The sequence below is a fragment of the Xanthomonas sp. WHRI 6108 genome, from assembly GCF_040202385.2.
In the GTDB taxonomy this organism is placed as follows: domain Bacteria; phylum Pseudomonadota; class Gammaproteobacteria; order Xanthomonadales; family Xanthomonadaceae; genus Xanthomonas; species Xanthomonas arboricola.
Genome location: NZ_CP168198.1, coordinates 857,932 through 882,588 on the forward strand (window position 1 = coordinate 857,932; position 24,657 = coordinate 882,588).

The 24,657-nt window shown below is 66.8% G+C and carries 17 protein-coding genes; 4 read left to right on the top strand and 13 right to left on the bottom strand.

The window, feature by feature from the left end; all coding sequences use genetic code 11:
- Positions 1-60 precede the first annotated feature (60 nt).
- On the bottom strand, positions 61-1,293 hold the full coding sequence (locus tag ABQ039_RS03615) for a multifunctional CCA addition/repair protein (protein WP_184610245.1): 1,233 nt from the start codon (positions 1,291-1,293) through the stop codon (positions 61-63).
- 867 nt (positions 1,294-2,160) lie between these two features.
- Positions 2,161-4,134 carry a transglycosylase SLT domain-containing protein gene (locus ABQ039_RS03620; RefSeq protein WP_104577096.1) on the bottom strand — a complete coding sequence of 658 codons (1,974 nt, stop codon included), beginning with the start codon at positions 4,132-4,134 and terminating at the stop codon, positions 2,161-2,163.
- Positions 4,135-4,405: 271 nt separating this feature from the next.
- Between ABQ039_RS03620 and ABQ039_RS03625 the strand changes: the two genes are divergently transcribed.
- The gene (locus ABQ039_RS03625; protein ID WP_184610247.1) at positions 4,406-7,285 is read left to right on the top strand and encodes a TonB-dependent receptor; all 2,880 of its coding nucleotides are present in this window, start codon (positions 4,406-4,408) and stop codon (positions 7,283-7,285) included.
- A 441-nt stretch (positions 7,286-7,726) separates the two neighbouring features.
- On the opposite strand, the gene betA is transcribed toward ABQ039_RS03625, so the two are convergent.
- From betA to ABQ039_RS03660, 7 genes are all read right to left on the bottom strand, one after another.
- Complete coding sequence (betA, locus tag ABQ039_RS03630; protein WP_184610249.1) at positions 7,727-9,397, bottom strand: choline dehydrogenase; 1,671 nt, start codon at positions 9,395-9,397, stop codon at positions 7,727-7,729.
- A gap of 157 nt (positions 9,398-9,554) precedes the next feature.
- The gene (gene betB / locus ABQ039_RS03635; protein ID WP_184610251.1) at positions 9,555-11,027 is read right to left on the bottom strand and encodes a betaine-aldehyde dehydrogenase; all 1,473 of its coding nucleotides are present in this window, start codon (positions 11,025-11,027) and stop codon (positions 9,555-9,557) included.
- A 40-nt stretch (positions 11,028-11,067) separates the two neighbouring features.
- Entirely contained in the window at positions 11,068-13,047 is a 1,980-nt protein-coding gene (gene betT / locus ABQ039_RS03640; protein WP_184610253.1) for a choline BCCT transporter BetT, read from the bottom strand.
- Positions 13,048-13,183: 136 nt separating this feature from the next.
- Positions 13,184-13,921: an endonuclease/exonuclease/phosphatase family protein gene (locus ABQ039_RS03645; RefSeq protein WP_024940789.1), complete on the bottom strand. Its 738-nt coding sequence runs from the start codon at positions 13,919-13,921 to the stop codon at positions 13,184-13,186.
- 49 nt (positions 13,922-13,970) lie between these two features.
- Positions 13,971-14,786, bottom strand: a complete 816-nt coding sequence (locus ABQ039_RS03650) for a thiol:disulfide interchange protein DsbA/DsbL (RefSeq protein WP_016902612.1) — start codon at positions 14,784-14,786, stop codon at positions 13,971-13,973.
- Positions 14,787-14,877: 91 nt separating this feature from the next.
- Positions 14,878-15,528: a thiol:disulfide interchange protein DsbA/DsbL gene (locus ABQ039_RS03655; protein ID WP_039528724.1), complete on the bottom strand. Its 651-nt coding sequence runs from the start codon at positions 15,526-15,528 to the stop codon at positions 14,878-14,880.
- A 97-nt stretch (positions 15,529-15,625) separates the two neighbouring features.
- Entirely contained in the window at positions 15,626-16,423 is a 798-nt protein-coding gene (locus ABQ039_RS03660) for a cytochrome c (RefSeq protein WP_181141917.1), read from the bottom strand.
- Between the two features lie 144 nt (positions 16,424-16,567).
- Here ABQ039_RS03660 and yihA point away from each other — a divergent pair, with 144 nt between their 5' ends.
- On the top strand, positions 16,568-17,191 hold the full coding sequence (gene yihA / locus ABQ039_RS03665; protein WP_024939454.1) for a ribosome biogenesis GTP-binding protein YihA/YsxC: 624 nt from the start codon (positions 16,568-16,570) through the stop codon (positions 17,189-17,191).
- Positions 17,192-17,263: 72 nt separating this feature from the next.
- Here yihA and ABQ039_RS03670 read toward each other — a convergent pair whose 3' ends face one another.
- Positions 17,264-18,241 (bottom strand): MBL fold metallo-hydrolase, encoded by a 978-nt coding sequence (locus ABQ039_RS03670; protein ID WP_349778180.1) that lies wholly within the window; start codon positions 18,239-18,241, stop codon positions 17,264-17,266.
- Positions 18,242-18,345: 104 nt separating this feature from the next.
- Positions 18,346-19,182, bottom strand: a complete 837-nt coding sequence (locus ABQ039_RS03675) for a helix-turn-helix transcriptional regulator (protein ID WP_024939452.1) — start codon at positions 19,180-19,182, stop codon at positions 18,346-18,348.
- A 320-nt stretch (positions 19,183-19,502) separates the two neighbouring features.
- On the opposite strand from ABQ039_RS03675, the gene ABQ039_RS03680 reads away from it, so the two are divergent.
- Complete coding sequence (locus ABQ039_RS03680; protein WP_184381296.1) at positions 19,503-20,867, top strand: glutamate--cysteine ligase; 1,365 nt, start codon at positions 19,503-19,505, stop codon at positions 20,865-20,867.
- Positions 20,868-21,002: 135 nt separating this feature from the next.
- On the opposite strand, the gene ABQ039_RS03685 is transcribed toward ABQ039_RS03680, so the two are convergent.
- Both ABQ039_RS03685 and ABQ039_RS03690 read right to left on the bottom strand, forming a co-directional pair.
- Entirely contained in the window at positions 21,003-22,526 is a 1,524-nt protein-coding gene (locus tag ABQ039_RS03685) for an ATP-binding protein (protein ID WP_179464582.1), read from the bottom strand.
- On the bottom strand, positions 22,523-23,242 hold the full coding sequence (locus ABQ039_RS03690; RefSeq protein ID WP_087962308.1) for a response regulator: 720 nt from the start codon (positions 23,240-23,242) through the stop codon (positions 22,523-22,525). Before ABQ039_RS03690 ends, ABQ039_RS03685 begins: the two co-directional genes overlap by 4 nt.
- Positions 23,243-23,379: 137 nt before the next feature.
- Between ABQ039_RS03690 and ABQ039_RS03695 the strand changes: the two genes are divergently transcribed.
- Positions 23,380-24,480, top strand: coding sequence for a glycosyltransferase (locus ABQ039_RS03695; protein ID WP_126965286.1), 1,101 nt, complete (start codon positions 23,380-23,382; stop codon positions 24,478-24,480).
- The last annotated feature ends 177 nt before the right edge of the window (positions 24,481-24,657 follow it).

Consider the following 24,657-nt stretch of genomic DNA (forward strand, 5'->3'; position numbering starts at 1 on the left):
GCTTTGCTTGGCACGGCTACATCCCTGTCGAATAGCGACAGGGTATGCGCGATGCATCGGCTACGTGCCGGCCTTTCTTGCGGCCGCAATCGCCGCAATCCGCGCCTTCGCCAATGCCTCGCCGATCTGCGGGCCTTGCAGGCCTTGTGCGGCCAGGTCGCGCGCATTGATGGCCAGCGCAGCGGCGTGCAGGTGCTTGAGCTGTTCGCCCTGCGGATATGCTGCGTCTTCGCTGCCCAGCCGGCCACGCTTGTCGGCTTCGCAGACCAGCGCGAGTTGCGCGATGCGCTCGGGGCGGCGAAACGCGTCGCAGCGCACCAGCAGCTCGTGCACGGTGCGGTCGCGCAGTTCGGCCAGGCGATGCACGTTCAAGTGTTCGCGGCAGGCAGTGATGGCGAGCTGGCGATAATCCTGTGGCACCTTGAGCCGCTCGCACAATGTCTGCAGCGGGGCAACGCCGCGCTGTTCGTGCATGATGTGGCGCGGCCATTCTTCCTCCGGCGTGAGCGCCTTGCCCAGGTCGTGGGTCAATGCGGCAAAGCCCACCAGCGCGTCGCCGGGCGCCAGTCGCGCGGCCATGTCGCTGACCATTTCCTGGTGAATGCCGGTATCCACCTCCGGATGAAACTCGGCACGTTGCGGCACGCCATACAGCGCATCGATCTCGGGCAGGATGACGCGCAGCGCATCGGTGTCGTGCAGCGTGCGCAGGAATGCCGACGGCTGCGCACTCTCCAGCACGCGGCGCAATTCCTGCCACACACGTTCGGGCACCAGGCTGTCCAGCTCGCCGCTAGCGGCCATCTCGCGCATCAGTGCTGCGGTCTCTGGCGCGACAGTGAAACCAAGCGGTGCCAGGCGTGCCATGAAGCGGGCAGCGCGCAATACGCGCACGGGATCTTCGATAAAGGCCGGCCCCACGTGCCGCAGCACGCGCGCCTGCAGATCGCGCGCGCCGCCATAAGGATCGAACAGCTCGCCAGTGTCCTCGTCACGTGCGATCGCATTGATGGTGAAGTCGCGGCGCAGCAGATCCTCTTCCAGCGTCACCGAAGGATCGGCATCCACCACAAAGCCGCGATAGCCGCGCCCGGACTTGCGCTCGGTACGCGCCAACGCATATTCCTCACCGCTGCGCGGATGCAGGAACACCGGGAAATCCTTCCCCACCGGTTTGAAGCCCAGGCGTTCCATCTGCGCCTGATCGGCACCGACCACCACCCAGTCGCGGTCGCCAGCGGGCTGGCCAAGCAGGGCATCGCGGACTGCGCCGCCAACAAGATAGATCTTCATCGCGACATGATGCCCGATGCGGTGCGTGTGTCGTAGAGCGACTGATCCACGGCTTGGCTGCAGGGCCTTTGCCCGCCCACCATCGCGGACATGTCGTAGGGCACAGTGGACGATCTACGGCTTTGCGGATAGATCAGCTGTAGAGCGGGGTGATGTGTGGTTTTGCTGCAGGGCCCTTGCCCGCCCACCCTCGCGGGACACGCCGCAAGTACGTCCCTGTAGGCTCTTACGCGGCATCCATGCCGCGTAAGGTCCCGCGACGGTGAGCGGGCAAGGACCAGTCGAGATGGTCGGTGTGCACAGCTAAGCGCAATGCTTGATGCCGATGCGCCGGTTCAATGCGCGATGCACGTCGAGCGGCAACCAGTCGGGACGTCTGCTGCGCATGGGTAAGAGCAGCGCGTGATGTGCATTTCGGATAGTGATGTACTTGCCCGGCCCAACGGACAACGTCCAATGCACGTCGTGCAACAAGCTGCTTTCACGTGATTACCGACCAACATCCTGGTGCGGTGCCCTTGCCGGTTGCGGGACCGTGTGGCGGCACGGATGCCGCCACCGAGCCTCCACGGACGGATTCACGGCGTGTCCCGCAAGCGGTGAGGGCACCGCGCCCTCGACGACCCGAGTCTTCGATGCACCGAAACAACGCAGCGACGGGAACGCTTGATTTGCCCCAGAGCCCCAGAGCCCCAGAGCCTCAGAGCTTGAGAGCCTGAAGCCTCAGAGCTTCAAGCCTAGGAGCGAACGAAAGGCAAGTATCAGAGCGGCATCGCCTAGCTTGCGCCCCAGGCCAAGACAACCACGCGCAACCGCGCAAGCACGACCACCTCATCCGGCCGCCATGTTCGGCGGCTGACTGGGAGCTCAGTCCTGCGCCGCGTTATTGGTCGCCTGGCCTGGCGTGCACACCGGTTTCAGGCGCTTGTCCACCAGCTTGCCCATCAGGCGATCGCTCAGCGGCAGCATGTCGCCGTTGAGCCGCCAGTCGTAGATCACGCTGAAAGCCAGCACACGCGCGACGTACTCACGGGTTTCCTTGTAGCTGATGGTCTCGATCCAGAAGTCCGGCTCGAAGTTGGGCCGTTGCGATTGCCAGCGCCCGGTCGGCCCCGGGCCGGCGTTGTAGGCGGCGATGGTGAGGTAGGGCAGGCCGTAGGTATTGAGCAACTGGCGCAGATAGGCGGTGCCGATGGCGATGTTGGTGTCCGGCTCGTACAGGCTGGTGGCGCCCGCGTAACCGGGCAGGGCGATGCCCTTGGCCACGGCCGCGCCGGTGCCCGGCAATACCTGCATCAGGCCCATCGCGTTGGCAGGCGAGCGCGCGCGCGGATTAAAGATGCTTTCGGCACGGATCTCCGCTGCCACCCAGGCCGGGTCGATCGCGTTCTTGGCCGCTTCGCGGCGAATGCTGTCGTCGTGATGCAGCGGAAAGCGCAATGCATACAGGCGTTGTTCGTCCGGCTGCTTGCCGAGCGCGAACACTGCGCGATCGAACCAGCCATTCTCGCTGGCCACCTGCACCGCCAGCCGGCGCTGGGTGTCGTCGAAGCGGCTTGCGGCATCGTTCCACTCGGCCACGGCCCAACCGGGGCGGTCGATCTGGAACAAGGCGATGGCACGGAGCAACGCCGGATCGCGCGCGACGGCGGCCTTGGCCTGCGGGGTGTCCTTGGGCTCCCACGGGCACAGCCGATAAGGCTGCTGCAGACGATCGGCGGCCAGGAAGCCGTGGAAGGTCGGTGATTGCGCGGCTGCGCGATACAGCGGCTGCGCGGCCGCGGCAGCGCCGGTCTTCTCGGCCAAGCGCGCCTCGAAATACTGCCAGCGCGAATCGCTACGCTGGGTGGCGGGCATCTTGCGGATCGCCGCCAAGGCGGCCGGCCAGTCGCCGCGCGCCATCGCCTCGCGCGCACGCCATTCGTGCAGGCGCTCGTCGTACGAGGCATCGGGCACTGCATTGAGGCGACGCGCCGAATCCGGCAGGTACGACGCCACCGTCCACAGCGCGATCTGGTACAGCACCTGGCCGCGCTGCGCCTCGCTGAAGCCGAGCGCGCTGGCCAGCTGCGGCAACTGCTGCTCGGCCGCATCCGGGTCGCTCTTGGCCAGCTTGGCCAGGCCATCGACTGCGATGCGTCGGCTGCGCTCGGTCCTGGGCCAGCTCGATGCACGTGGATGCACCTTGTCCAGAAACGCGGCGTAGTCGTTGGCCAGGGCCAGATCGGCTGCCGGCAGGCCGCGTGCGGCCGTGCGCATCACTGCGGGCAGTTGTGCATCGGCGGCCGCCTCCACGCGCTCCCAGCGCAGCGCCGGAGTGAGCTCGCCGCGCGACTCCAGCCCGGCGACCACCGGATCGCAGGCGTCGGGCAGGCCCTTGCCGGTGCGCCATAACGTCAACGCATCGCGACTCCACTGCGCATCCAGCTTGCCGGTTGCCTGTCGCGCGGTCAGCTGCGCACAGCGCAGGCCGACGTTGTCGGTGGGTTTCCAGTTGGCCAGCAACGTGGTCCAGTCCTGGCGCCGCGCCACCGCTGGCAACCAGGTGCTGCGGAAGCTTTCGGCCACCGGCTGGCCTGCATAACGCTGCAAAAATCCCTGTGCCTGCGTGTTGGAGACGTTGTCGATGTTGCGCTTGAGCGTGGCAAATTCCAGCCAGCCATAGAGCGGGTGACGGCTCAGGGCACCGAGCTGACCGGCATCGGACTGGCCGCGCTCTGCGGCGGCGATGGCATCGCGCATGGCGGTCAATTGCGGGTCGAGGCTTTGGGCATGCAGCGTGGTGCTGCCAAGGCACAGCAGGCCGACGAAAACAGTGGCAAGACGGGGGGCATAAGTCATTGCGCGATGATACCGAAGCGCGCCCGCGCGCCTGAGTGAATACGTGCAGGATCGACGCCCGCCAGCGCTGTCGGCAGCGACCTGCGCCGCAAGGTGCAGATGCGTCCCGTTGGCGCGCGGTCTTGGTCTGCGGCCCGGCGCGCAATGGGAAGCGTCTCTCACTGCCTGCATGGTTGGCTTGCGGGGCGTTAAGGTTTCGTTTAAAAGTTGGGGCGGACCGCAGGGCACGGGGGCGTGCGGACACTTAGCAGTCCTTCTGGAGAGAGAAAGGATGAAGCGTCTGATTGGCTCCCCGCGGTCATGCCTGGCCGTGCAGTTGTCGTTGTGTCTGGTTCCCACACTCGCCTGGGCGCAACAGCCCGAGGCCGCCCCGAGTACGCGCACGCTCGACAGCGTGCAGGTCACCGGCACCCGCATCAAGACCGCAGAATTGCAGGGCCAGGTGCCGATCCAGACGCTCAACCGCGCCGACATCGAACGCACCGGCCTGACCTCGATCGGCGAGGTGCTGCAGGAACTCACCGCGTCGGGTTCGGCGCTCAACGCCAAATTCAATTCGTCCGGCAACTTCGGCTTCCCGCCCGATGGCGGCGGTGTGGGCGCCGGCTCGGCGCAGGTGGATCTGCGCCATCTCGGCTCCAAGCGCGTGCTGGTGCTGGTCGATGGCATCCGCTGGGTCAACGAGTCCTCGGCCTCCGGCGTGGGCTCGTCGACCGATCTCAACACCATTCCGTTGGCGATCGTGGAGCGCATCGAGGTGCTCGAAGACGGCGCCTCGTCGCTGTACGGCTCGGATGCGATCGCCGGCGTGGTCAACATCATCACCCGGCGCAGCTTCGACGGTGCGCAGGTCACGCTCAACTATGGGCAATACGGCAAGGGCGATGGCGCCAACCAGGGCATGGACCTGGCCTGGGGCACCAGTGGCGAGGATTTCAGCCTGTTTCTGGGCGCCAGCTACGTCAAGCAGGATCCGATCTACGCACGCGACCGCGCGCAGGCCCGCTTCCCGATCCCGGGCACCGGGTTGACCTTTGCCAGCTCGGCAACGCCCGATGGTCGCTTCCAGTTCGTCGACCCCAACACCGGCGTGCGCCAGAACCTCACGCCCAATGCCGGCGTCGGCACGCCGCAATACGATGGCAGCGCCGGCTGTACGCGTAGCGACGACTACCACTGCTTCGGCACCGCAGACCGCTACAACTTTGCCGAACAGAACCTGTTGCTGACACCGTCCGAGCGCAAGGGCGTGTTCGCGCAATTCCGCTATTACTTCAACGACGACGTGCAGTGGTACGTCAAGGCGCTGGGCAACCGGCGCGAGTCGACCAACCAGGCCGCGCCCGAGCCGATCTTTCTCGGCCCCGATGCCGGCACCGGCAATCCGCTGGCCGACAACATCGTGATTTCCGCGCTCAATCCGTTCAATCCGTTCGGCTTCGAGTTGAACTCGGCCACCAACCTGATCCAGATCGGTCGCCGCCCGGTGGAAGGTGGGGCGCGCCGTTTCGAGCAGCAGGTCGACACGCAATACTTCGGCACCGGCCTGGTGGGCACCTTCGAAGGTGCGGCGCGCACCTGGTTCTGGGACATCAACGGCATGTACAGCAAGAACAAGGCCGAACAAACCAACTACGGCAGCTACAACCTCTACAACATCAACCTTGGCCTGGGCGATCCGGCCGCGTGCGCGGCGGTGGCCGGCTGCGTGCCACTGGATATCTTCAGCGGCGCCGGCAGCATCACGCCGGAGATGTTGCGCTGGATCCAGCCGGTGGTGCGCGACCGCAGCCAGAACGAGTTGAGCCTGTTCACCGCCAATCTGAGCAGCGAGCTGTTCCAGCTGCCCGGTGGTGCGGTGTCGTTCGCCACCGGCTACGAATACCGCAAATACGAAGGGTCCTACCAACCCGATCCGCTCACCGTGGCGGGGCGCTACAACGGTGTGCCGTCGTTGCCGACGTCAGGCAGCTACGACGTCAACGAGGCCTATCTCGAACTCAATATCCCGATCTTCGCCAATTCGTCGTTGGGCGACAAACTCGACCTGAATATCGCTGGCCGTTATTCGGATTACTCCACTTTCGGTGGTGAGTTCACGCCAAAGTACGGCTTGCGTTGGCAGGTCACCGATGAGCTGGTGCTGCGCACCAGTTATGCAGAGGGCTTCCGTGCGCCGACCATCGGCGAGCTGTTCGGTTCGGCCGCGCGCGCCGATCTGCAGCTGTCCGATCCATGCTCGATCGGGTTGGGCGGCACCGCGCCGCGCGGCAGCGCCGCGAACTGCGCATCGCTCGGCGTACCGGCCGGCTATCAACAGGCCAACCAGCAGATCTCGGTCACCACCGGCGGCAACGAGCAACTGGATCCGGAACGTTCGCGCAGCTTCAGTGCCGGCTTCGTGTTCAGTCCTGGCTTTGCCAGCAATGCCAGCTGGTCCGATCGCCTCGACCTGGAGATGACGTTCTATCGCCATCATGTCGATGGCGCGATCCAGGCGATCAATGCGCAAACCCAGCTGGATCTGTGCGTGGATACCCTGGACGCGCTGTATTGCAATGGCATCGGGCGCGCCTCCACCGGCGGCATCAATGCGTTCAACAACCGGTTGACCAATCTGGGTTCGATCAAGACCGACGGTTGGGATGTAGACCTGTTCTGGACCTTGCCGGAAACGGCGCTTGGCCGTTTCAAATTGTCCTGGCAGAACACCTTCGTGGGCCGCTACGAGGCACTCGGTGCAGCAGGGCAGCGCCAGCCGCAGGGGCCGGGCATCGAAGTGGTGGACAGCGCGATCCCCGAGTGGACCAGCAACGCGGTACTGGACTGGTCGCTGGGCAACTGGACCGCATCGTGGACGGCGCGCCACATCTCCAAACTCACCGAGCAATGCGGCGATGCGGTGGAATTTGCGGTGTGTTCCGATCCTGCCACAGGCACCAATCGCCTGGATGCGATCACCTACCACGATGCACAGCTGGGTTATCGCGTCGATTGGCTCAAGGGGCTGCAGCTCACGGCCGGCTTGAACAACGTCTTCGACAAGGACCCGCCGCTCTGCCTGTCGTGCTCACTCAATGGCTACGACGCCTCCACCTACGACATTCCCGGCGGGCGCTTCTGGTATGCGCGGGTCGACTTGAAGTTTTAGTCCATCAGGTCGGGTCGGTCGTAAAGCGGAGGGCGGCTGATCTGCGGCTTGGCTGCAGGGCCCTTGCCCGCCCACCCTCGCGGGACACGCCGCAAGTACGTCCGTGTAGGCTCTTACGCGGTATCCATGCCGCGTAAGGCCCCGCGACGGTGGGCGGGCAAGGACCAGTCGAGTTGGTCGGTGTGCATGGCTGCGAGCAATGCACGACGTGCGCTGCTCGGTAATGGCGCATCCGATCAGCTTCCCGATTCAATCCGAGTAACAAGCAGCTTTTCACACGACCACCGATCCACTCTCTAGTGCGGTGTCCTCGCCGATTGCGGGACCGTGTGGCGGCATGGATGCCGCCACCGAGCCTACAAGGACGTACTTGCGGCGTATCCTGCGAGCGCTGAGGGCGCCGCGCACTCGACCCAGGGTAGCGCACTGCGTTTTCTAGCATCACCCGCGCACAGGTGCATCGCCGGCCACGTAGTAGTCGGCGGTGCTGCGCGGCAGTGGCGTGCGGCCACGCATGCGGTCGGCGATCTTCTCGGCGATCATGATGGTGGTGGCGTTGAGGTTGCCGGTGATGATGCGCGGCATGATCGAGGCATCGATCACCCGCAGGCCCTCCATGCCGTGTACGCGGCCCTGTCCGTCGACCACCGCCATGTCACCGGTGCCCATCGCGCAGGAGCAGGACGGGTGATACGCCGTCTCTGCGCGTGCGCGCACGAAGGCATCCAGCTCGGCATCGGTCTTGCAGTCCGCGCTCGGGCTGATTTCACGGCCACGATAGGCATCCAGTGCGGGCTGGGCGATGATCTCGCGGGTGATGCGGATCGCATCGCGAAATTCCTGCCAGTCCTGATCGGTGGACTGGTAGTTGAACAGGATCGACGGATGCTGGCGCGGGTCGCGCGACTTGGCATGCACGCGCCCGCGGCTGGGGGTGCGCATCGAGCCCACATGCGCCTGGAAGCCGTGCTCCTTCACCGCATTGCTGCCGTTGTAATTGATTGCCACCGGCAGGAAGTGATACTGGATGTTGGGCCAGTCGAATTCTTCGCGCGTGCGGATGAAGCCGCCGGCCTCGAACTGGTTGCTGGCCCCGGTGCCGGTGGCGGCGAACAACCACTGCGCACCGATGGCGGGTTGATTCCACCATTGCAGCGCCGGATACAGCGACACCGGCTTGGTGCAGGCGTACTGGATGTAGACCTCCAGGTGGTCCTGCAGGTTCTGGCCAACGCCGGGCAGGTCGTGCACTAGTTGCACGTCGAGTGCGCGCAATAGATCGGGCGCGCCGACACCGGAGCGTTGCAGCAGCTGCGGCGAGGCAATTGCGCCAGCACACACCAGCACTTCGCGGCGCGCATGCGCGTCGATGCCCTCGCTGCTGTTGCCGACCAGGTAATGCACGCCGATCGCGCGCTTGCCGGCAAACAGGATGCGGTCGGTGGTGGCGTGGGTGACGATGTGCAGGCCATCGCGCGGACGTGCCATGTCCAGATAGCCGCGCGCGGTGCTTGCGCGGCGCCCCTGCGGCGTCACCGTGCGGTCCATCGGCCCGAAGCCTTCCTGCTGATAGCCATTGAGATCGTCGGTGCGCGGGTAACCGGCCTGCACGCCGGCGTCGACCATGGCATGGAACAGCACGTTGTTGTCGTTCTTCGGCGTGGCCACGCTGACCGGGCCTTCGCCGCCGTGATAATCGTTGGCGCCGATGTCGCGTGTCTCGGCCTTGCGGAAGTATGGCAACACGTCGCGGTAGCTCCAGTCTTCCAGGCCCGGCCGCTTGGCCCAATGATCGAAATCCAGTGCATTGCCGCGGATGTAGCACATGCCGTTGATCAACGACGAGCCGCCCAATCCCTTGCCGCGCCCGCATTCCATGCGCCGGTTGTCCATATGCGGCTCCGGCTCGGTCTCGTAGGCCCAGTTGTAGCGACGGCCCTGTAACGGGAACGCCAGCGCCGCCGGCATCTGGGTGCGGAAATCCAGCCGGTAATCCGGCCCGCCGGCTTCCAGTAGCAACACGCTGACGCCCGGATCTTCGGTCAGGCGCGCGGCCAGCACGTTACCTGCCGAGCCGGCGCCGATGATGATGTAGTCGTATTCGCGTTGCATGGGGTTCTCCTTGTTGCGGTGCCGGTGTGAAGCGGCTTTCAAGACGATTGCGCGGTGGGCGGCTGTTCTTGTTCGAAATGGCGGCGCGGTCTACAGGCTTCAGCTCGCGCAGCTCGCCGGTGTCGCCGGCGCCGGCCTGCCAGGTGGCGTCGGTCGGTCAAAACACCGACGCGTAGCGTTCCAGTTCGACCTGGATGGATTTGGTGCGGGTATAGGCCTGCAGCGTGGCCAGGCCGTTTTCGCGACCCACGCCGGATTGCTTGTAGCCGCCCACCGGCATCGCTGCCGGCGACTCGCCCCAGGTGTTGATCCAGCAGATGCCCGCCTGCAAGCGATGGATCAGCCGATGCGCGCGCGCCAGGTCGGGCGTCACCACACCTGCGGCCAGGCCGTAGGTGGTGGCATTGGCGCGCGCGATCGCTTCGTCTTCGTCGTCGTAGGTGAGCAGGCTCAGCACCGGTCCGAAGATCTCTTCGCGCACGATGGTCATCACGTCGGTGCAGTCGCTGAAGATGGTCGGTGCGACATAGCAACCTTGTGCCAGCGCGCCATCGCGCAGACGTTCGCCACCGCACAGCAGGCGCGCCCCCTCGGCCTTGCCCTGTTCGATGTAGTCCAGCACGCGCTGCATGTGCGCGGCGCTGACCATCGGACCAAAGGTGGTGCGCGCATCTAGCGGGTCGCCGATGTGGATGCGTTGGACGCGTGCCAGCAGCCGCGCCTCGAAGGCGTTGCGCAGCGCGCGCGGCACGAACACGCGGGTGCCGTTGGTGCAGACCTGCCCGGAGCTGTAGAAGTTGGCCATCATCGCGATGTCGGCGGCCAGATCCAGGTCGGCGTCGGCGCAGACGATCAGGGGCGACTTGCCGCCCAGTTCCATGGTCACGTCTTTCAGCGACGAACTCGAGGCACTGGCCATCACCTTGCGCCCGGTCGCGGTGCCACCGGTGAAGCTGATCTTTTCGATCTGCGGGTGTTCGGTGAGCGCGGTGCCCACGCTGGCGCCGTCGCCGGGCAGCACGTTGAACACGCCATCGGGCAGGCCGGCCTCGGTGAAGAGTTCGGCCAGCTTGAGTGCGGTCAGCGGTGTCACTTCGCTGGGTTTGAAGATCATTGCGTTGCCGGCCGCCAACGCGGGCGCGGCCTTCCACAGCGCGATCTGGATCGGGTAATTCCATGCGCCGATCGCGCCGACCACGCCGAGCGGCTCGTGCCGCGTATAGAAGAAGCTGCCTTCGCGCAGCGGCACCTGTGCGCCCTGCAGTGCCTGCGCCACGCCAGCGTAGTACTCCAGCACATCCGCGCCGGTGACGATGTCCACGCTGCGGGTTTCGCTCAGCGGCTTGCCGGTGTTGAGCGTTTCCAGCTCGGCCAGCGCATCGTTGCGCTCGCGCAGCAACGCCACCGCACGCAGCAGGATGCGCGAGCGTTCCACCGCGGTCAGTGCCGCCCATTGCTGCTGGCCGGCCGTGGCGCTGTCGACCGCGGCATCCAGGTCGTCGGCACCGGCGTTGTGCACATTGGCCAGCACCTCGCCGGTGGCGGGGTTGACCACCTCGAAGGTGTGGCCGCCGCGGGCGGGAACATAGCGGCCACCGATATACAGCAACTGGTCGGGAAAACGTGGCATGACAAACCTCCTGTGGGGCGCACGCGGCAGCGGCGGCACCTCAGCGAGTGAGATGCAGGAACTGCAGGTGACGCTCGTATTGATCGATGATGTCGTTGATGATCTGCTCGCGGCTGTAACCGACCATGTCGTAATCCTGGCTGCCTTCGTACAGATACACTTCGGCGCGGTAATAGCGTTGGTTGCGCAGGCGTTGCGCGGCGAAAGACGGCGTCAGGTAGCCGCGCATCACCACCTGGTAGCGGAAGCCCTGCTGCTCGCCATGGTCGACGCTGATTTCCATGTCGTCGTCGTCCAGCCGGCTGCTGACCTGCCAGCCTTCTTCCTGCAGCTGTGCGGTGACCGCTTCGATCGCCGGGCGCACCTGGTCGTGCATGAAGCGATAGACCTCATCGCGCGCCGGGAAATGCATCGCCTGGCCCAGGCGCTGACGCCAGCCGCGGTGATGCCGCGATTGCCCGATCAGCGGGCTGGGGCTGTAGAGCTGCGCACGCTTGCGTTGCGATTCTTCGCTGAGCGCGCGCGACAAGCCCCAGGCCATCAGCAGCAACACCGCAGAGAACGGCAGCGAGGCCAGCACCACGGCCGATTTCAATGCGTCCATGCTGCCGGCCAGCAGCAGGCCGCCGGTCACCACCGCGGTGAGCACACCCCAGAACACGCGCAGCCAGCGCGGGCCATCGTCGTGCGGCTCGCCGCCGTGCGAGGACAGCGTGGACAACACCACCGTGCCGGAATCGGCGGAGGTGACGAAGAACACGAAGCTGATCGCCACCGTCACCGTAATCACCGTGCGGCTCCACGGGTAGCCCTGCAACAGCGAATACAGCACCGTTTGCGGCGCATCGATGGCCTGTTGCGCCAGCGCGCCCTGGCCGTGATGCAGTAACTGGTCCAGCGCGCTGTTGCCGAAGATCGACAGCCACGCCAGGGTGAAACCGAGCGGTATCAACAACACGCCGAGCACGAATTCGCGAATGGTGCGGCCGCGCGAAATGCGTGCGATGAACAGGCCCACGAACGGCGCCCAGCCGATCCACCACGCCCAGTAGAACACCGTCCAGTTGCCGAGCCAGTCACTGCGGCCGCCGTAGGCGTACACATCGAAACTCTTGTTGACCACACTGCCCAGGTAGTCGCCCAGGTTCTGGATCAGCGCGTTGAGCAGATACTGCGTGGGGCCGGCGAACAGCATGAACAGCAGCAGCGCGATCGCCAGCAGCATGTTGATGTCCGACATCCAGCGCACGCCTTTCTCGACGCCGGACACCGCCACCACGATCGCCGCGCCCATCATCGCCACGATCAGCGCGACCTGCACCCAATGGGTGTGCGGCACATCCATCAAGGTGCTCAGGCCGGCGTTGAGATGCAGCACGCCAAAGCCCATGTCCGCGCCCAGGCCGAACACGGTGGCCACGATGCCCAGCGCATCCACCGTGTAGCCGATCGGCCCGTTGATGCGCTTGCCGATCAGCGGATACAGCGCCGAGCGCAGGGCCAGCGGCAGGTTGTGGCGGAATGCGAAATACGCCAGCGCCATCGCTGCCAGCGCGAACACGCCCCAGCCGTGCAATCCCCAATGCAGGAACAGCAACTGCATCGCCTGCCGTGCAGAGGCTTCGCCGCTGCCGGTGCCGCCCTGCGGCGGTTGCAGGTAATGGGTGAGCGGTTCGGAGACGCAGAAGAAGAACAGCGTGATGCTGATGCCCGCGGCGAACAACATGCCGGCCCAGGACAGATAGCTGAATTCCGGTTCGTCGTGATCGGCGCCGAGCTTGATGTTGCCGTAGCTGGACAAGGCCACGCCAAGCACAAACACCAGATACACCGTCATCGCCAGCAGGTAGTACCAGCCGACATTGCGCGAGGCCCAGGTCTGCGCGTCCAGCAGCACGCGGCCCGCTTCGAGCGGAAACAACGACACCAACAACGCAAACGTACACACCACCGTGGCCGCCAGCACGAATACCGGGCGCAGGGTGCGCACCGGCAACAGCTGCGGCTCAACCGCACTCATGCCGACACACTCATATGACGCGTATCACGTGCTGTGCTCCCAACGAAAAACCGCCTGCGTTATCGCACAGGCGGTGTCGAGGGGGTGTCATCGGTCGAGTCCGCCAGTGCGAACCCGTAGCCACTTTGCTTGGTGGCTAGCGCAGCAGCTGCAGCGGCACGCGGATATCCATGCCCACCGCAAGATGGTCGGAGAACGCGGCGGGAATCGCTTCGATATGCTCGATGGTGAGGCTGTCGCTGACCAGGATATGGTCGATCGCCCGGTCCGGACGCCAGCTCGGAAACGTATGCACTTCGCAGCTCGGCGGCTGCAACCGCGTGTGCCGGTACAGCGCCTGCATTTCCGGCCGGTCGGCCATGCAGTTGAAATCGCCCATCAACATCGCGTTGGGATGCTCGGACAGCAACTCGGCGATGAAGGCCAGCTGCGCCATGCGCGAATTGGCGCCCAGCGACAGATGCGCCACCGCCACCGCCAGGCCTTCGCGCCCCTGCCCGAACTTGGCCAGCAGGATGCCGCGCCCGCCGATCCGGCCGGGCAGGGCGTGGTCCTGCACTTCCAGCGGTTCCAGCTTGCTGAGCAAACCATTCGCGCTGGAGGCCACCCCGCCCATGCGGCGGTTGGGCTGGTGGCTCCAGTAATGGAAGCCGGCGCGCTCGGCCAGATAGTGGGTCTGGTTGGTAAAACCCGAGCGCAGGCTGCCCGGGTCGGCCTCCTGCAGGCCCACAATGTCGCGCTCGCCGGCCAGCTTGGCAATGCTGTCCAGGCTGGTGCGCTTGCTGCCCAGCGGCAACGCATGCGACCAGCTGCGCGTGACGTAATCGCTGTAACGGCGGGTGCTGGAGCCGGCCTGGATATTGGCCGTCAGCACCCGCAGGGTGCGCGAATCCGAAGCGTTCACAGGGCGGCGATCGACAGGATCACTTGGCCAGCGTGGCGCGTTCGCGCGCAATCAGGTGATCGGCGATGCGCAGCATGTCCGGGAAGCTCTGGCCCTTGACCAGGTACTTGCCGTTGACGATCAGCGACGGGGTGCCGGTGAGCTTGCTGCGGGTGGCGAACTGCTTGGCGCGGTTGGTCTTGGCCGACACGCCGAAGCTGCTCATGGTGTCGATGAAGGTCTTCTGGTCCACGCCGTACTTGGCGTAGAACGCGGCGATGTCCTGCACCGAATCCTTGCCACGCTCGCCCTTGAGGGTCTGCTCGGTGTGGATGGCCTTGTACAGCGCTTCGTGGGTCTTTTCCTGCACGCCCAGGGTTTCGGCGGCGTAGAACGCACGGCCGTAGTCGTCCCACGGGCCGCCGAACATCGCCGGCACGTAGACGAAGTGCACGTCCGACGGCAGGCCGGCCTTCCACGGCCCGATCAGCGGCTGGAACGCGTTGCAGGCGGGGCAGACATAGCCGAAGACCTCGGCCACTTCGATCTTGCCGGCGGCCTGCTGGTACGGCTGGCCGCCTTCGATATCCAGATAGTCGGTGCCGGCGACCGGCTCGGGGCCGTTCGGCGCGCGCGGTGCGGCGCTGGGGGCGGCGGCCGGCGGGGTGCTGGCGCTCTCGCCAACTGCAGGCGGTGCGGCGGGATCGGCGGCCGGCGTGGCAGCGGCCGGAGCAGGCGCCGTTTCGGCAGCCGGCGTGGTGGCGGCAGGTGCGGTGTCGGACGAGCCGTCCTGGGCCTTGCAGGCGACCAGGATCGGCAGCAGCGCCATCAGCGTCAGGGCGAAGCGGGTCTTCATCGGATTGGATCTCCAGCGTGGGGCGAGGAAAGGGCCGGACGGCCGCGGGGCGCATGATGCCACGGGCGGCCGTCGGTGGCGGTTACGCGGTTCAGCGCTTGGCAGGCGCAGCGTGTTCGCGGGCGATCAGGTAGTCGGCCACGCGCAGCATGTCCGGGTAGTTGCGCGCGCCGATCAGATAGCGCCCGTTGACGATGATCGCCGGGGTGCCGGGCAGCTTGCTGCGCTTGGCGAACTCGCGCGCGGCATCGAGCCTGGCATCGACCGCCTGGCTCTTGTAGGTCTCGATGAAGCGCTGCTGCGGCACGCCGTAGCCGGCGTAGAAGGCGGCCAGTTCCTCCGGGGCGACGTTCTGGGTCGGCACGGTCTGCTTCTCGTGGATCGCCTCGAACATGGCGCGATGGCTGCGCTTGGCCACGCCCAGGATGTCGGCGGCGAAGTAGGCACGCGCGAAGGCATCCCAGAACCCGCCAAAGGCCGCCGGCACCGGGGTGAAGCGCACATACGACGGCTGCTTGGCCACCCAGGCCTCCAGGGTTGGCTCGAAGTGCGCGCAGTGCGGGCAGGTGTAGCCGAACACCTCGACCACTTCCACCTTGCCGGCCAGCGGCGCGTACGGCTGGCCGCCGTCGATGACGATGTAGTCGTCGCCTTCGACCGGCGGGGCGTTCTTGTCTGCGGCACAGGCCGCCAGCGGCATCAACAGCAACAACAGCAGGGACAGGCGGGAAAGCAGATTCATGCAGGCTCCGTGGGGGTGGGAAGGGGGAGGGCGGGAAACGACGACGCCGGTCGCGGGACCGGCGTCGTGACACGGTGTGGCGGTTGCGGCGGTCAGCTCATGAGCGTGCGGGCGTTGCTGCGGGCAGTTGCGCGGCGGCGGCATCGTCGGCGCGGTCGTGCAGACCCTGCAGATAGCTGGCCAGCGCCTGGATCTCCTGCTCGGTCAGCGGGTGCGCCACCTGCGCCATGATATTGAACAGCGCCGGGTTGCGCTCCTGGGTGGTGCCGGCCTGGTATTCCTTCAGGCGTCGCGCCACGTACTCGGCATGCTGGCCGCCCAGGCGCGGATACGCCGGGCCGGGATTGCCGCTGCCGGACGGGCCATGGCAGGCCATGCAGGCCGGCACGCCGCGCGCGACATCGCCGCTGCGGTAGAGCTTCTCGCCGACTTGGTAGAACTTCAGGCCCTGGTACGGACCCTCGTTGACCACCGCATCGTCGGCCACCCCGGCAGCGGTTTTCTGCGTGGCGAAGTAGGCGCCCAGGTCGCGCATGTCCTGCGCGGTGAGGTCCTTGACGAACGGCACCATCACCGCCGACATGCCGGTATTGCGCTCGCCGCTGGCGATCAAGGCGACCTGGTGCGCCACGTAGCGCTCGGTCTGGCCGGCGATGCGCGGGTACATGGCCACCGCCGGATTGCCGTCCGGGCCATGGCAGGCCGCGCAGGCGGCGGCCTTGGTCTGGCCGGCCTTGGCATCGCCCCAGGTGGTCTTGGACAGGTCCACCTCCAGCGGGGCAATGCGCACCGGCGGCGGATCGGGGATCGGCGTGACCGCCGACTGCGCAAACGCCACGGCGGCGATGACCGGCACGGCGAGGGCGGCGAGGACTAGCACACGAGCATGGCGCATCAGCTAAAGCTCCGTATGGACCCGGCCCGCGCGCGTTGGGTGCTGGCTGTGGCAGGCGTGCTTCGATTATCGACACGCCTTTGCGCCAGGGTCAACGAACAGTGCAGCAAAACCGTCAGGCCCCGAACGTGCGATCCTAGGGAGATGTCGCTCCTTATCGAACAAGCCCGCTACCACCTGTCCGCCCACAACGCCCGGCAATTGCCCGACGATGGCGGCTACGAGGTCGCCTTCGCCGGCCGCTCCAACGCCGGAAAATCCAGCGCGCTCAACGCGCTGACCCGCCAGAACGCACTGGCCCGGGTGTCCAAGACCCCCGGCCGCACCCAGCAGCTGGTGTTCTTCCAGATCCAGCCCGAGCGCTATCTGGTGGATCTGCCCGGTTACGGCTACGCCAAGGTGCCGCAGGACCTGCAGGCGCACTGGCAGGCCTTCATCGACCGCTATTTCCGCACCCGCGAAGCCTTGCGCGGGCTGGTGGTGGTGATGGACATCCGCCATCCGCTCAAGGATTACGACCTGCAGATGCTCGGCTATGCGGCCGAGCGCGGCTTGCCCGCGCACGGTTTGCTGACCAAGGCCGACAAGCTCGGCCGTGGCCAGCAGATGCAGACGCTGCAGAAGGTCAAGAAGGAAGTGACCTCGCGCTTTGGCGACAGCGTGACCGTGCAGACCTACTCCGGCGAGTCGCGCCAGGGCGTGGACGAGTTGCGCGGCATCGTCGGCGGCTGGTTGGGCCTGGACGTCGCGGCGCCTGCCGCGGAGTGAGCCGGGCCGGGCCTGGCGCATGACGCCTGGCCTTCAGAGCATCAGGACGGCGAGCCAGGGCTCGCCGTTTTTTCATTGCGGCACCGCGCCGAATTCGGTCGGCACCCAGGCGAACGCCTTGCCCTCACGGCGCACATGACCCAGCCCCGGGAACGGCAGATGCGCGCCGGCCACCCACCAGCGGCCGTCGGCGGCCTGCGCCAGCAGGTGACGCCGTGAGGCGATCGCCTTGCTGCGGTCGCTGTCGGCCTCGAACGAGGCGTCCGGCCGGGCAAACTGCACCGCGTGGTAATGCAGCACATCGCCCCACACCAGCACCGTGTTGCCGGTGCCACCGTCGAAGCGATAGGAGACATGGCCGGGCGTGTGGCCCTGGCTGTCCAGCGCGGTGATGCCGGCCGGCAATGCGCTGATGCCGGGCTGGAAGCGGCGCAGCCGACCCTGGGCCTGATACGGCGCCACCGCTGCGCGTGCCAGCGGGAAGGCGAACTGCAGCATCGGCGCGGCACCGGCCTCCGAGGCCGGGTCCAGCCAGTACGCGGCATCGGCCTCGGACAGCCACACCGTGGCATTGGGAAAGGCCGGCCTGCCCTGCGCATCGAGCAGGCCGCACAGGTGGTCCGGATGCGCGTGGGTGAGCAGCACATCGTCGATCTGGGCGGGGTCGTAACCGGCGGCGCGCAGGTTGCTCAGCACCTGACCCAGGCCGGGCCCCAGGCACTGCGCGGTACCGGTATCGACCAGGCTGAGGTGGCTGCCGTCCTGGATCAGATAGGCGTTGACTGCCGTCTGCAGCCCCTTGTCGTCTTCGGGCACGTAGCCCTGCGCGAGCAGGCGGTCGCGCTCTGCCGGGGACACGTTGGACAGCTGTTGCCGCGTCAACGCCACGCTGCCGTCGAACAAGGCGGTGACGCGCAGCGTGCCGATGTGCTGCAGATAGAAGCCGGGGACCTGTGCGTGGGTGGATGCGGGCGCAGCGGCGTGCGCCAGCGTGGCGCTTGCGGCGAGCAACAGCGGCGCCAGCGGACGCAGCGCGGAAAAAACAGACATGAGCAACTCCAGGACAGGCGGCAAGCGCCGCGGTGTCGCCATGCTGGCCGCGGCGACCTGCGCGATTCGCTCATTGCGCTGCGCGAAGCGCTCGCGTCGGCGATCTAGCGGCTATTGCCGATGCTGGCCGGATCCAGCCCGTAGCGCTGCTGGAAGCGCTGACTGAAGCTGCGGGTAGAGCGATAGCCGGCCCGCGCGGCCACGGTCTTGAGCGGCCAGCGCGTGCTGTAGAGCAAGGCCATGGCGTGCGCCAGCCGCGCGTCGGTGATCAGTTCGCGCAGCGAGCGGTGTTCGGCAGCCAGATGCCGGCGCAAGGTGGCGCCGCTGATGCCCAGGCTGTCTTCGATATCGCGCGAGCGCCACGCCCGCTGCGGTTGCGCGGTGATCAGCGTACGCACCTGCTCGGCAACGCTTGGCGCCGGCGGCAGCAACAGGCCGCCGTGGCCGCGGCGGCAGAGGGTGACGACCAGTGCGGCCAGCGCCAGGCGTGCTTCGGTATACAGACCGTGCTGCAGCGCATCGCGCCATTGCCGCAGTGTCAGCGCGAAATCGATCGCCGGCAGTTGCGCGATGTCGGCGCCGGCCTCGGGCAGCGGCTCGTTCCACAATGCGCGTGCAGCGGCCAGCGCCTCTTCGCAGAGGGGGACCACCACGCTCAGGTAGAGCCCGGTCTGCGGGTCGGGCGTGTTGATCACATCGATGCGGCAACGGCGCGTCACCAGGAACAGATCGCCCGGCACGAACTGCAGCGATTGGGTCGCGCTGCGCACCTGCTTGCGGCCCTGCAGCACCATCGCGAACTGCGCCTGGGTCAGATCCACCGAGCGCGCCCCGTGTTCGCGCCGCGCACTCACGCAGGCAAACCCTTCGGCGCGCTCGCAATGCAGCAGGCTGGCCATCTGCGCGAGCAGGGCGTCGGTGGGTGTGGGCGCAACCGTCATGGCCGGGCGATGCTACAGGATCGCGGCTGCGCGGCTGCGGACGATCAAACGCCGTGGATCCGCGCGTGCGGGAAGTTGCGGGGGGCCAGTTTCAGCCTGGACGGTTGCGGCCTGCGGTGCCCTCCGTCACGCCCGGCCCCGGGTGCCGCGGTCACGCCAGCGCTTGCTGCCTGCCTCGGCCACGCCGTGCGCATGGATGGAAATGTCAGACCCGGCCGATGGCAGCAATTCTTTCCATGCCCTGCGGTTATAGTGCGGGCCTTGCGGTGGCAGGGGAGGACCCCCACATCGTTCCCCTAAATTTTTTTGCGAGCCTGCCCTTGTCGAGTCCCAGCCACGTTGCCGAAACGCCGATCACCGAACGCGCGGAGCTGGTCCAGGTGCTGGCCTCCGGCGAGAAGCCCAGCGCTGACTGGCGGATCGGCACCGAGCACGAAAAGTTCGGCTTCCAGCTCGACGACCTGCGCGCGCCCACGTTCGAAGGCGAGCGCGGCATCCAGGCGCTGCTGACCGGGTTGACCCGCTTCGGCTGGGAGCCGGTGCAGGAAAACGGCCACACCATCGCGCTGCTGCGCGACGGCGCCTCGGTGACGCTGGAGCCGGCCGGCCAGCTGGAACTGTCGGGTGCGGCGGTGGAAACCCTGCATCACACCTGCGTGGAAACCGGCACCCATCTGGACGAGGTGGCGCAGGTGGCCGGCGAGTTGCAGCTGGGGTTCCTGGGCATGGGCTTCCAGCCCAAGTGGCGCCGCGATGAAATGCCGTGGATGCCCAAGGGCCGCTACCAGATCATGAAGAACTACATGCCCAAGGTCGGCTCGCTCGGCCTGGACATGATGACCCGCACCTGCACGGTGCAGGTCAACCTGGATTACGCCACCGAAGCGGACATGGTGAAGAAGTTCCGCGTGTCGCTGGCGTTGCAGCCGATCGCCACCGCGTTGTTCGCCGATTCGCCGTTCACCGAAGGCAAGCCGAACGGCTACCTCAGCTACCGCTCGCACATCTGGACCGATACCGACGCCGACCGCACCGGCATGCTGGACTTCGTGTTCGAGGACGGCTTCGGCTACGAGCGCTATGTCGATTACCTGCTCGATGTGCCGATGTATTTCTCCTACCGCGACGGCGTCTACGTCGATGCCAGCGGGCAGAGCTTCCGCGACTTCATGCAAGGCAAGTTGCCGGCACTGCCGGGCGCGCTGCCGACGCTGCGCGACTGGTCGGACCACATGACCACCGCATTCCCGGAAGTGCGCCTCAAGAAGTACCTGGAAATGCGCGGCGCCGACGCCGGCCCGTGGGACCGCCTGTGCGCGCTGTCGGCGTTCTGGGTCGGGCTGCTGTACGACGACACCGCGCTGGATGCGGCCTGGGATCTGGTCAAGGATTTCAGCACCACCGAGCGCCACGCGCTGCGCGACGGCGTGCCCAAGCATGCACTCGGCCTGCCGTTCCGCAATGGCACGGTGCGCGATTTGGCGGTGGAAGCGGTCAGGATCGCCCGCGAGGGCCTGCGTCGGCGTGCGCGCCTGAATGCCGATGGTCAGGACGAAACCGGCTTTGTGGATGTGATCGCCGAGATCGCCGAGAGCGGTGTCACCGCCGCCGAGCGCAAGCTGGCGCTGTATCACGGTGCATGGAATGGCGACATCGATCGCGTGTTCCGCGAGTTTGCGTACTGAGCGCTTGCTGATCGCAGCAGTGGTCGCGCGCGGCTGATCGATCGCGCGGAGCGTTGCTTGCAGGCGTGAACTCTCGGGTGCGCGCCGGCCTGCACCGCCGAGCCTGCGGGCGGGATAACGTGCTCCAACCCGGCCCTAGCGCCGCTCCGGCATGCACGGCAGGCGCACCGTCACCCGCAGGCCGCCACCTGTTGCACGGTTGTCCAGGCGCAGGTCGCCGCCATGCGCCAGCACGATGCTGTGCGCCACCGACAAACCCAGCCCGATGCCGCCGGTGTCGCGATTGCGCGAGGACTCGCCACGCACGAACGGCAACAGCAGCTGTTCGCGCTGGGTCGGGTCGATGCCGGGGCCGTCGTCGTCGATCCACAGCACGCCCTCTTCGCCGTCGCGCTGCAGTTGCAGGCGCGCGCGCTTGCCGTATTTCAGCGCGTTCTCCAGCAGGTTCATCACTGCGCGCCGCAAGGCCAGCGGGTCGCCATCCAGGGTGATCGCCGGGCCGGGCAGCAGTTCGGCATCGGCGCCGATGTCGGTGGCGTTGTCGACCACGCTTTCCACCAGCAGGCGCAGGTCCAGCGGCGCGCGCTTGCCGCGGTGGCGATCGTTCTGGATGAAATCCAGCGCGGCGGAAATCATCGCCTTCATCTCGTCGATGTCGGCCAGCGCCTTGTCGCGCAACGGCGGCTGCAGGCCGTCCAGGCGGAACGACAGGCGCGCCAGCGGCGTGCGCAGGTCGTGCGCGATCGCCGCCACCATGTGGGTGCGTTCGTTGATCAGGCGGTTCAGGCGGGCCTGCATCGCATTGAACGAATCGGCCGCGCGCACGATCTCCGGTGGGCCGCTGCGTTGCAGTGCGGCAGCATCCGGGTTGCGGCCCAGCCGGTCGGCGGCTTCGGCAAAGCGCTTGATCGGCGCCGACAACGCACGCGAGAACCACCACGCCAGCGGCACGTTGGCCAGCAGGCCGGCCAGGAACAGCAGCACCACATGGGTCTTGAACTCGGCCGACAGCCGCCGCGGTGGCGACTCGACCGTGCGCCAGCGGCCATCGGGCTGTTGCAGCGCGGCGGTGAAGCCGTCCAGCAAGGGCACGCCCGGGGTCAGGCGCTCGCTTTCCCAGGCGCCGGGGCTGTCGTCCGGACGCAGTCCATTGCCGAACGGCGGGGCACCGGGGGGGCGCTCGTGCGGCCAGTCGCCTGGCGCCGGCGGCGAGCGCTGCAAGGCCTCGTGGCGATTGCCGGCGTAACTGGCATCGCCATCATCGGCCCCGAATGCCTGCGATTGGCCGGGCATGCGCGGCGGTGGGGACATGCCGATGCGCGGGCCCTGACGATCGTCGGCGCTGCGGTAGAAGCGCACGCGCTGCTCGGGGACATCCAGCCAATGGGCCAGCAGCATTTCGGCGAACCCGTCGCGCACCTGGCCTGCCGGCGGCAGCGGGGCCTGGGCCGATTCGTGCACCGTCAGGGTCTGGGTGCCGGCCGGCATGCGCGTGGACAGCAGCGCCACCACCTCCGGCGGATGCACCGGCGGCTCGTAGACCGGAGTGCGCATCACCAGCAGGGCGATGCCGACCGCCTGGGCAGTGAGCAGTGCCACCGCCAGCAGCACGAAGGTACGGGCAAAGATCGACAGCCCGCGACGTGCCGGTTTGCTCACAGACGCGAAACGCCCGGCAGCAGCATGTAGCCCTCGTTGCGCACGGTGCGGATCAACTCGGTATGCACGCGCTCGTTGATCTTGCGGCGCAGGCGGCTGATCTGGCTGTCGATGGCGCGGTCATAGACGTCGGTATCGCGGCCACGGGCGTAGTCCAGCAACTGGTCGCGGCTGAGCACCCGCTGCGGATGCTCGACGAAGGTACGCAGCAGCGCGAACTCACCGTCGGACAGGTTGATGAAGATGCCGGTGGGGTCACGCAGGTCGCGCCGCACCACGTCCAGCCGCCAACCGGCGAACTCGTAGACATTGCCACGGTGGTCGGCCTGCTCGCTGCTGGCCTGGCTGCGGCGCAGCAGGGCGCGTACCCGCGCCAGCAGTTCGCGCGGATTGCAGGGTTTGGCCAGGTAATCGTCGGCGCCCACTTCCAGGCCGATGATGCGGTCGGTGTCGTTGCCCAGCGCGCTGAGCATGATGACCGCAGGTGAACCGCGCTCGCTGGCCAGCGCCCGCGCCGCGCTCAGGCCGTCTTCTCCAGGCATCATCACGTCGAGTACGATGAGGTCCGGGCGGCGCTGGGCGATGCTCTTGCGCATCTCCGCCACGTTTTCGGCAACGTCCACCTGGTAGCCGTGGGCGCTGAGGAACTCGCCGATCAGCTTGCGCAGGTCCGGGTCGTCGTCGACCACAAGAACGCAGGGTTGTTGCATGTCCATGGAGATCATCGTCGGTGGCGCGGAGCTTGGCCCGCGCAGGGTGGTGGCGACCGGGTACATGGTGCTCGCAGTTGCAGGGCTGGAGCACGCATCATAATGATTGAATTTGTCAACCTTTGGCACACGTGTGACGCAACATGACAGAACGGGACATCGCGCAGGAAACCGGGCCATCGACACTGTGCCGCAGCAATGGCGAGTGTACGCATGACAAGGCGTTTCCGATGATGCGGGTGATCAGCCGCGACAACGGCGTGGGCCTGACCCGGGACATGGTGCTGATGGCGCAGACGCTGCGTGCCGGCGGCATACCGGTGCAGGAAGTGGGCTTCACCAGTCAGCGGCTGCACGACACCGCACGCGAAGCCCGTCTGTGGGCCAGTCGCGCGCTGTTCGGGCGGGTGCCGGTGCAGATCTTTTCCGAGCGCGTGTATGCGCGCTGCCTGCCGCTGGGCCAGACCAACCTGCTGGTGCCCAATCCGGAATGGTTGCTGCCCAAGTGGCTGCCGCGGCTGCCGCAGTTCGACGCGGTGTTGTGCAAGACCCATCACGCGGAGCGGATTTTCCGCAGTCTGGGCTGCACCACGCGGTTCATCGGCTTCACCAGCCCGGATCGCTACGACGCACAGGTCGTGCGTCAGCGTGCGTTCTTCCATCTGGCCGGGCGCAGCACCGCCAAGGGCACCCGTGTGCTGCTGGAGACCTGGCAGCGGCATCCGGAATGGCCGCTGCTGACGGTGGTGCAGAATCCGCGCACGGCCGGCAAGCCGGTGGTGTCGCCGAACATCGACCACCGCGTCCGTTATCTCGACGACGCCGAACTGCGCCGCCTGCAGAACGCGCACCTGTTCCATCTGTGCCCATCCGAGGCCGAAGGCTTCGGGCATTACCTGATGGAAGCGCTGAGCGTGGGCGCGGTGACGCTGGCCACCGACGGTGAGCCGATGAACGAACTGGTCAGGCCCGAGCACGGCGTGCTGATTCCGGTGGCCGAGGTGCACCAGCGGCGTCTGGCGTCGTACTACTTCGTGGACGCGGCGGGCATTGCGCAGGCGGTGGAAACCGCGCTGGCCTTGTCGCAGGCGCAGCTGGATCAGCTGTCTGCCAACGCGCGGGCGTTCTACCAGGCCAACGATGCCGCGTTCGCCGCGCGCTTCCGCAATGCGGTGTTGGCGTCGTTGCCGGCAGATGCGGCGGAGGTCACCACGGACGTGGCCCAGGCGGTCGTCGAAAATTGATGCGTTAGCCCCTGGCTTGGCCGGGTCACCGCTCTGACAAAGCCCTGCGTGTTGGATGCAGCACGGTGCTGGCGTGGTCCCAGGTCTTGCACGCTGCATGACGGCGCACGCCAGCGATCGGCGCGCAGCGGCAAATGCACGACATATCGCGATGCAACGCTCTCCCTGACCAAGCGG

What these genes read in the sequence shown, in the direction of transcription:
- ABQ039_RS03615 (WP_184610245.1), bottom strand. Translation starts at nt 1,293, where the DNA reads ATGAAGATCTATCTTGTTGGCGGCGCAGTCCGCGATGCCCTGCTTGGC.
- ABQ039_RS03620 (WP_104577096.1), bottom strand. Translation starts at nt 4,134, where the DNA reads ATGACTTATGCCCCCCGTCTTGCCACTGTTTTCGTCGGCCTGCTGTGC.
- ABQ039_RS03625 (WP_184610247.1), top strand. Translation starts at nt 4,406, where the DNA reads ATGAAGCGTCTGATTGGCTCCCCGCGGTCATGCCTGGCCGTGCAGTTG.
- betA (WP_184610249.1), bottom strand. Translation starts at nt 9,397, where the DNA reads ATGCAACGCGAATACGACTACATCATCATCGGCGCCGGCTCGGCAGGT.
- betB (WP_184610251.1), bottom strand. Translation starts at nt 11,027, where the DNA reads ATGCCACGTTTTCCCGACCAGTTGCTGTATATCGGTGGCCGCTATGTT.
- betT (WP_184610253.1), bottom strand. Translation starts at nt 13,047, where the DNA reads ATGAGTGCGGTTGAGCCGCAGCTGTTGCCGGTGCGCACCCTGCGCCCG.
- ABQ039_RS03650 (WP_016902612.1), bottom strand. Translation starts at nt 14,786, where the DNA reads ATGAAGACCCGCTTCGCCCTGACGCTGATGGCGCTGCTGCCGATCCTG.
- ABQ039_RS03655 (WP_039528724.1), bottom strand. Translation starts at nt 15,528, where the DNA reads ATGAATCTGCTTTCCCGCCTGTCCCTGCTGTTGTTGCTGTTGATGCCG.
- ABQ039_RS03660 (WP_181141917.1), bottom strand. Translation starts at nt 16,423, where the DNA reads ATGCGCCATGCTCGTGTGCTAGTCCTCGCCGCCCTCGCCGTGCCGGTC.
- yihA (WP_024939454.1), top strand. Translation starts at nt 16,568, where the DNA reads ATGTCGCTCCTTATCGAACAAGCCCGCTACCACCTGTCCGCCCACAAC.
- ABQ039_RS03670 (WP_349778180.1), bottom strand. Translation starts at nt 18,241, where the DNA reads ATGTCTGTTTTTTCCGCGCTGCGTCCGCTGGCGCCGCTGTTGCTCGCC.
- ABQ039_RS03675 (WP_024939452.1), bottom strand. Translation starts at nt 19,182, where the DNA reads ATGACGGTTGCGCCCACACCCACCGACGCCCTGCTCGCGCAGATGGCC.
- ABQ039_RS03690 (WP_087962308.1), bottom strand. Translation starts at nt 23,242, where the DNA reads ATGGACATGCAACAACCCTGCGTTCTTGTGGTCGACGACGACCCGGAC.
- ABQ039_RS03695 (WP_126965286.1), top strand. Translation starts at nt 23,380, where the DNA reads ATGACAGAACGGGACATCGCGCAGGAAACCGGGCCATCGACACTGTGC.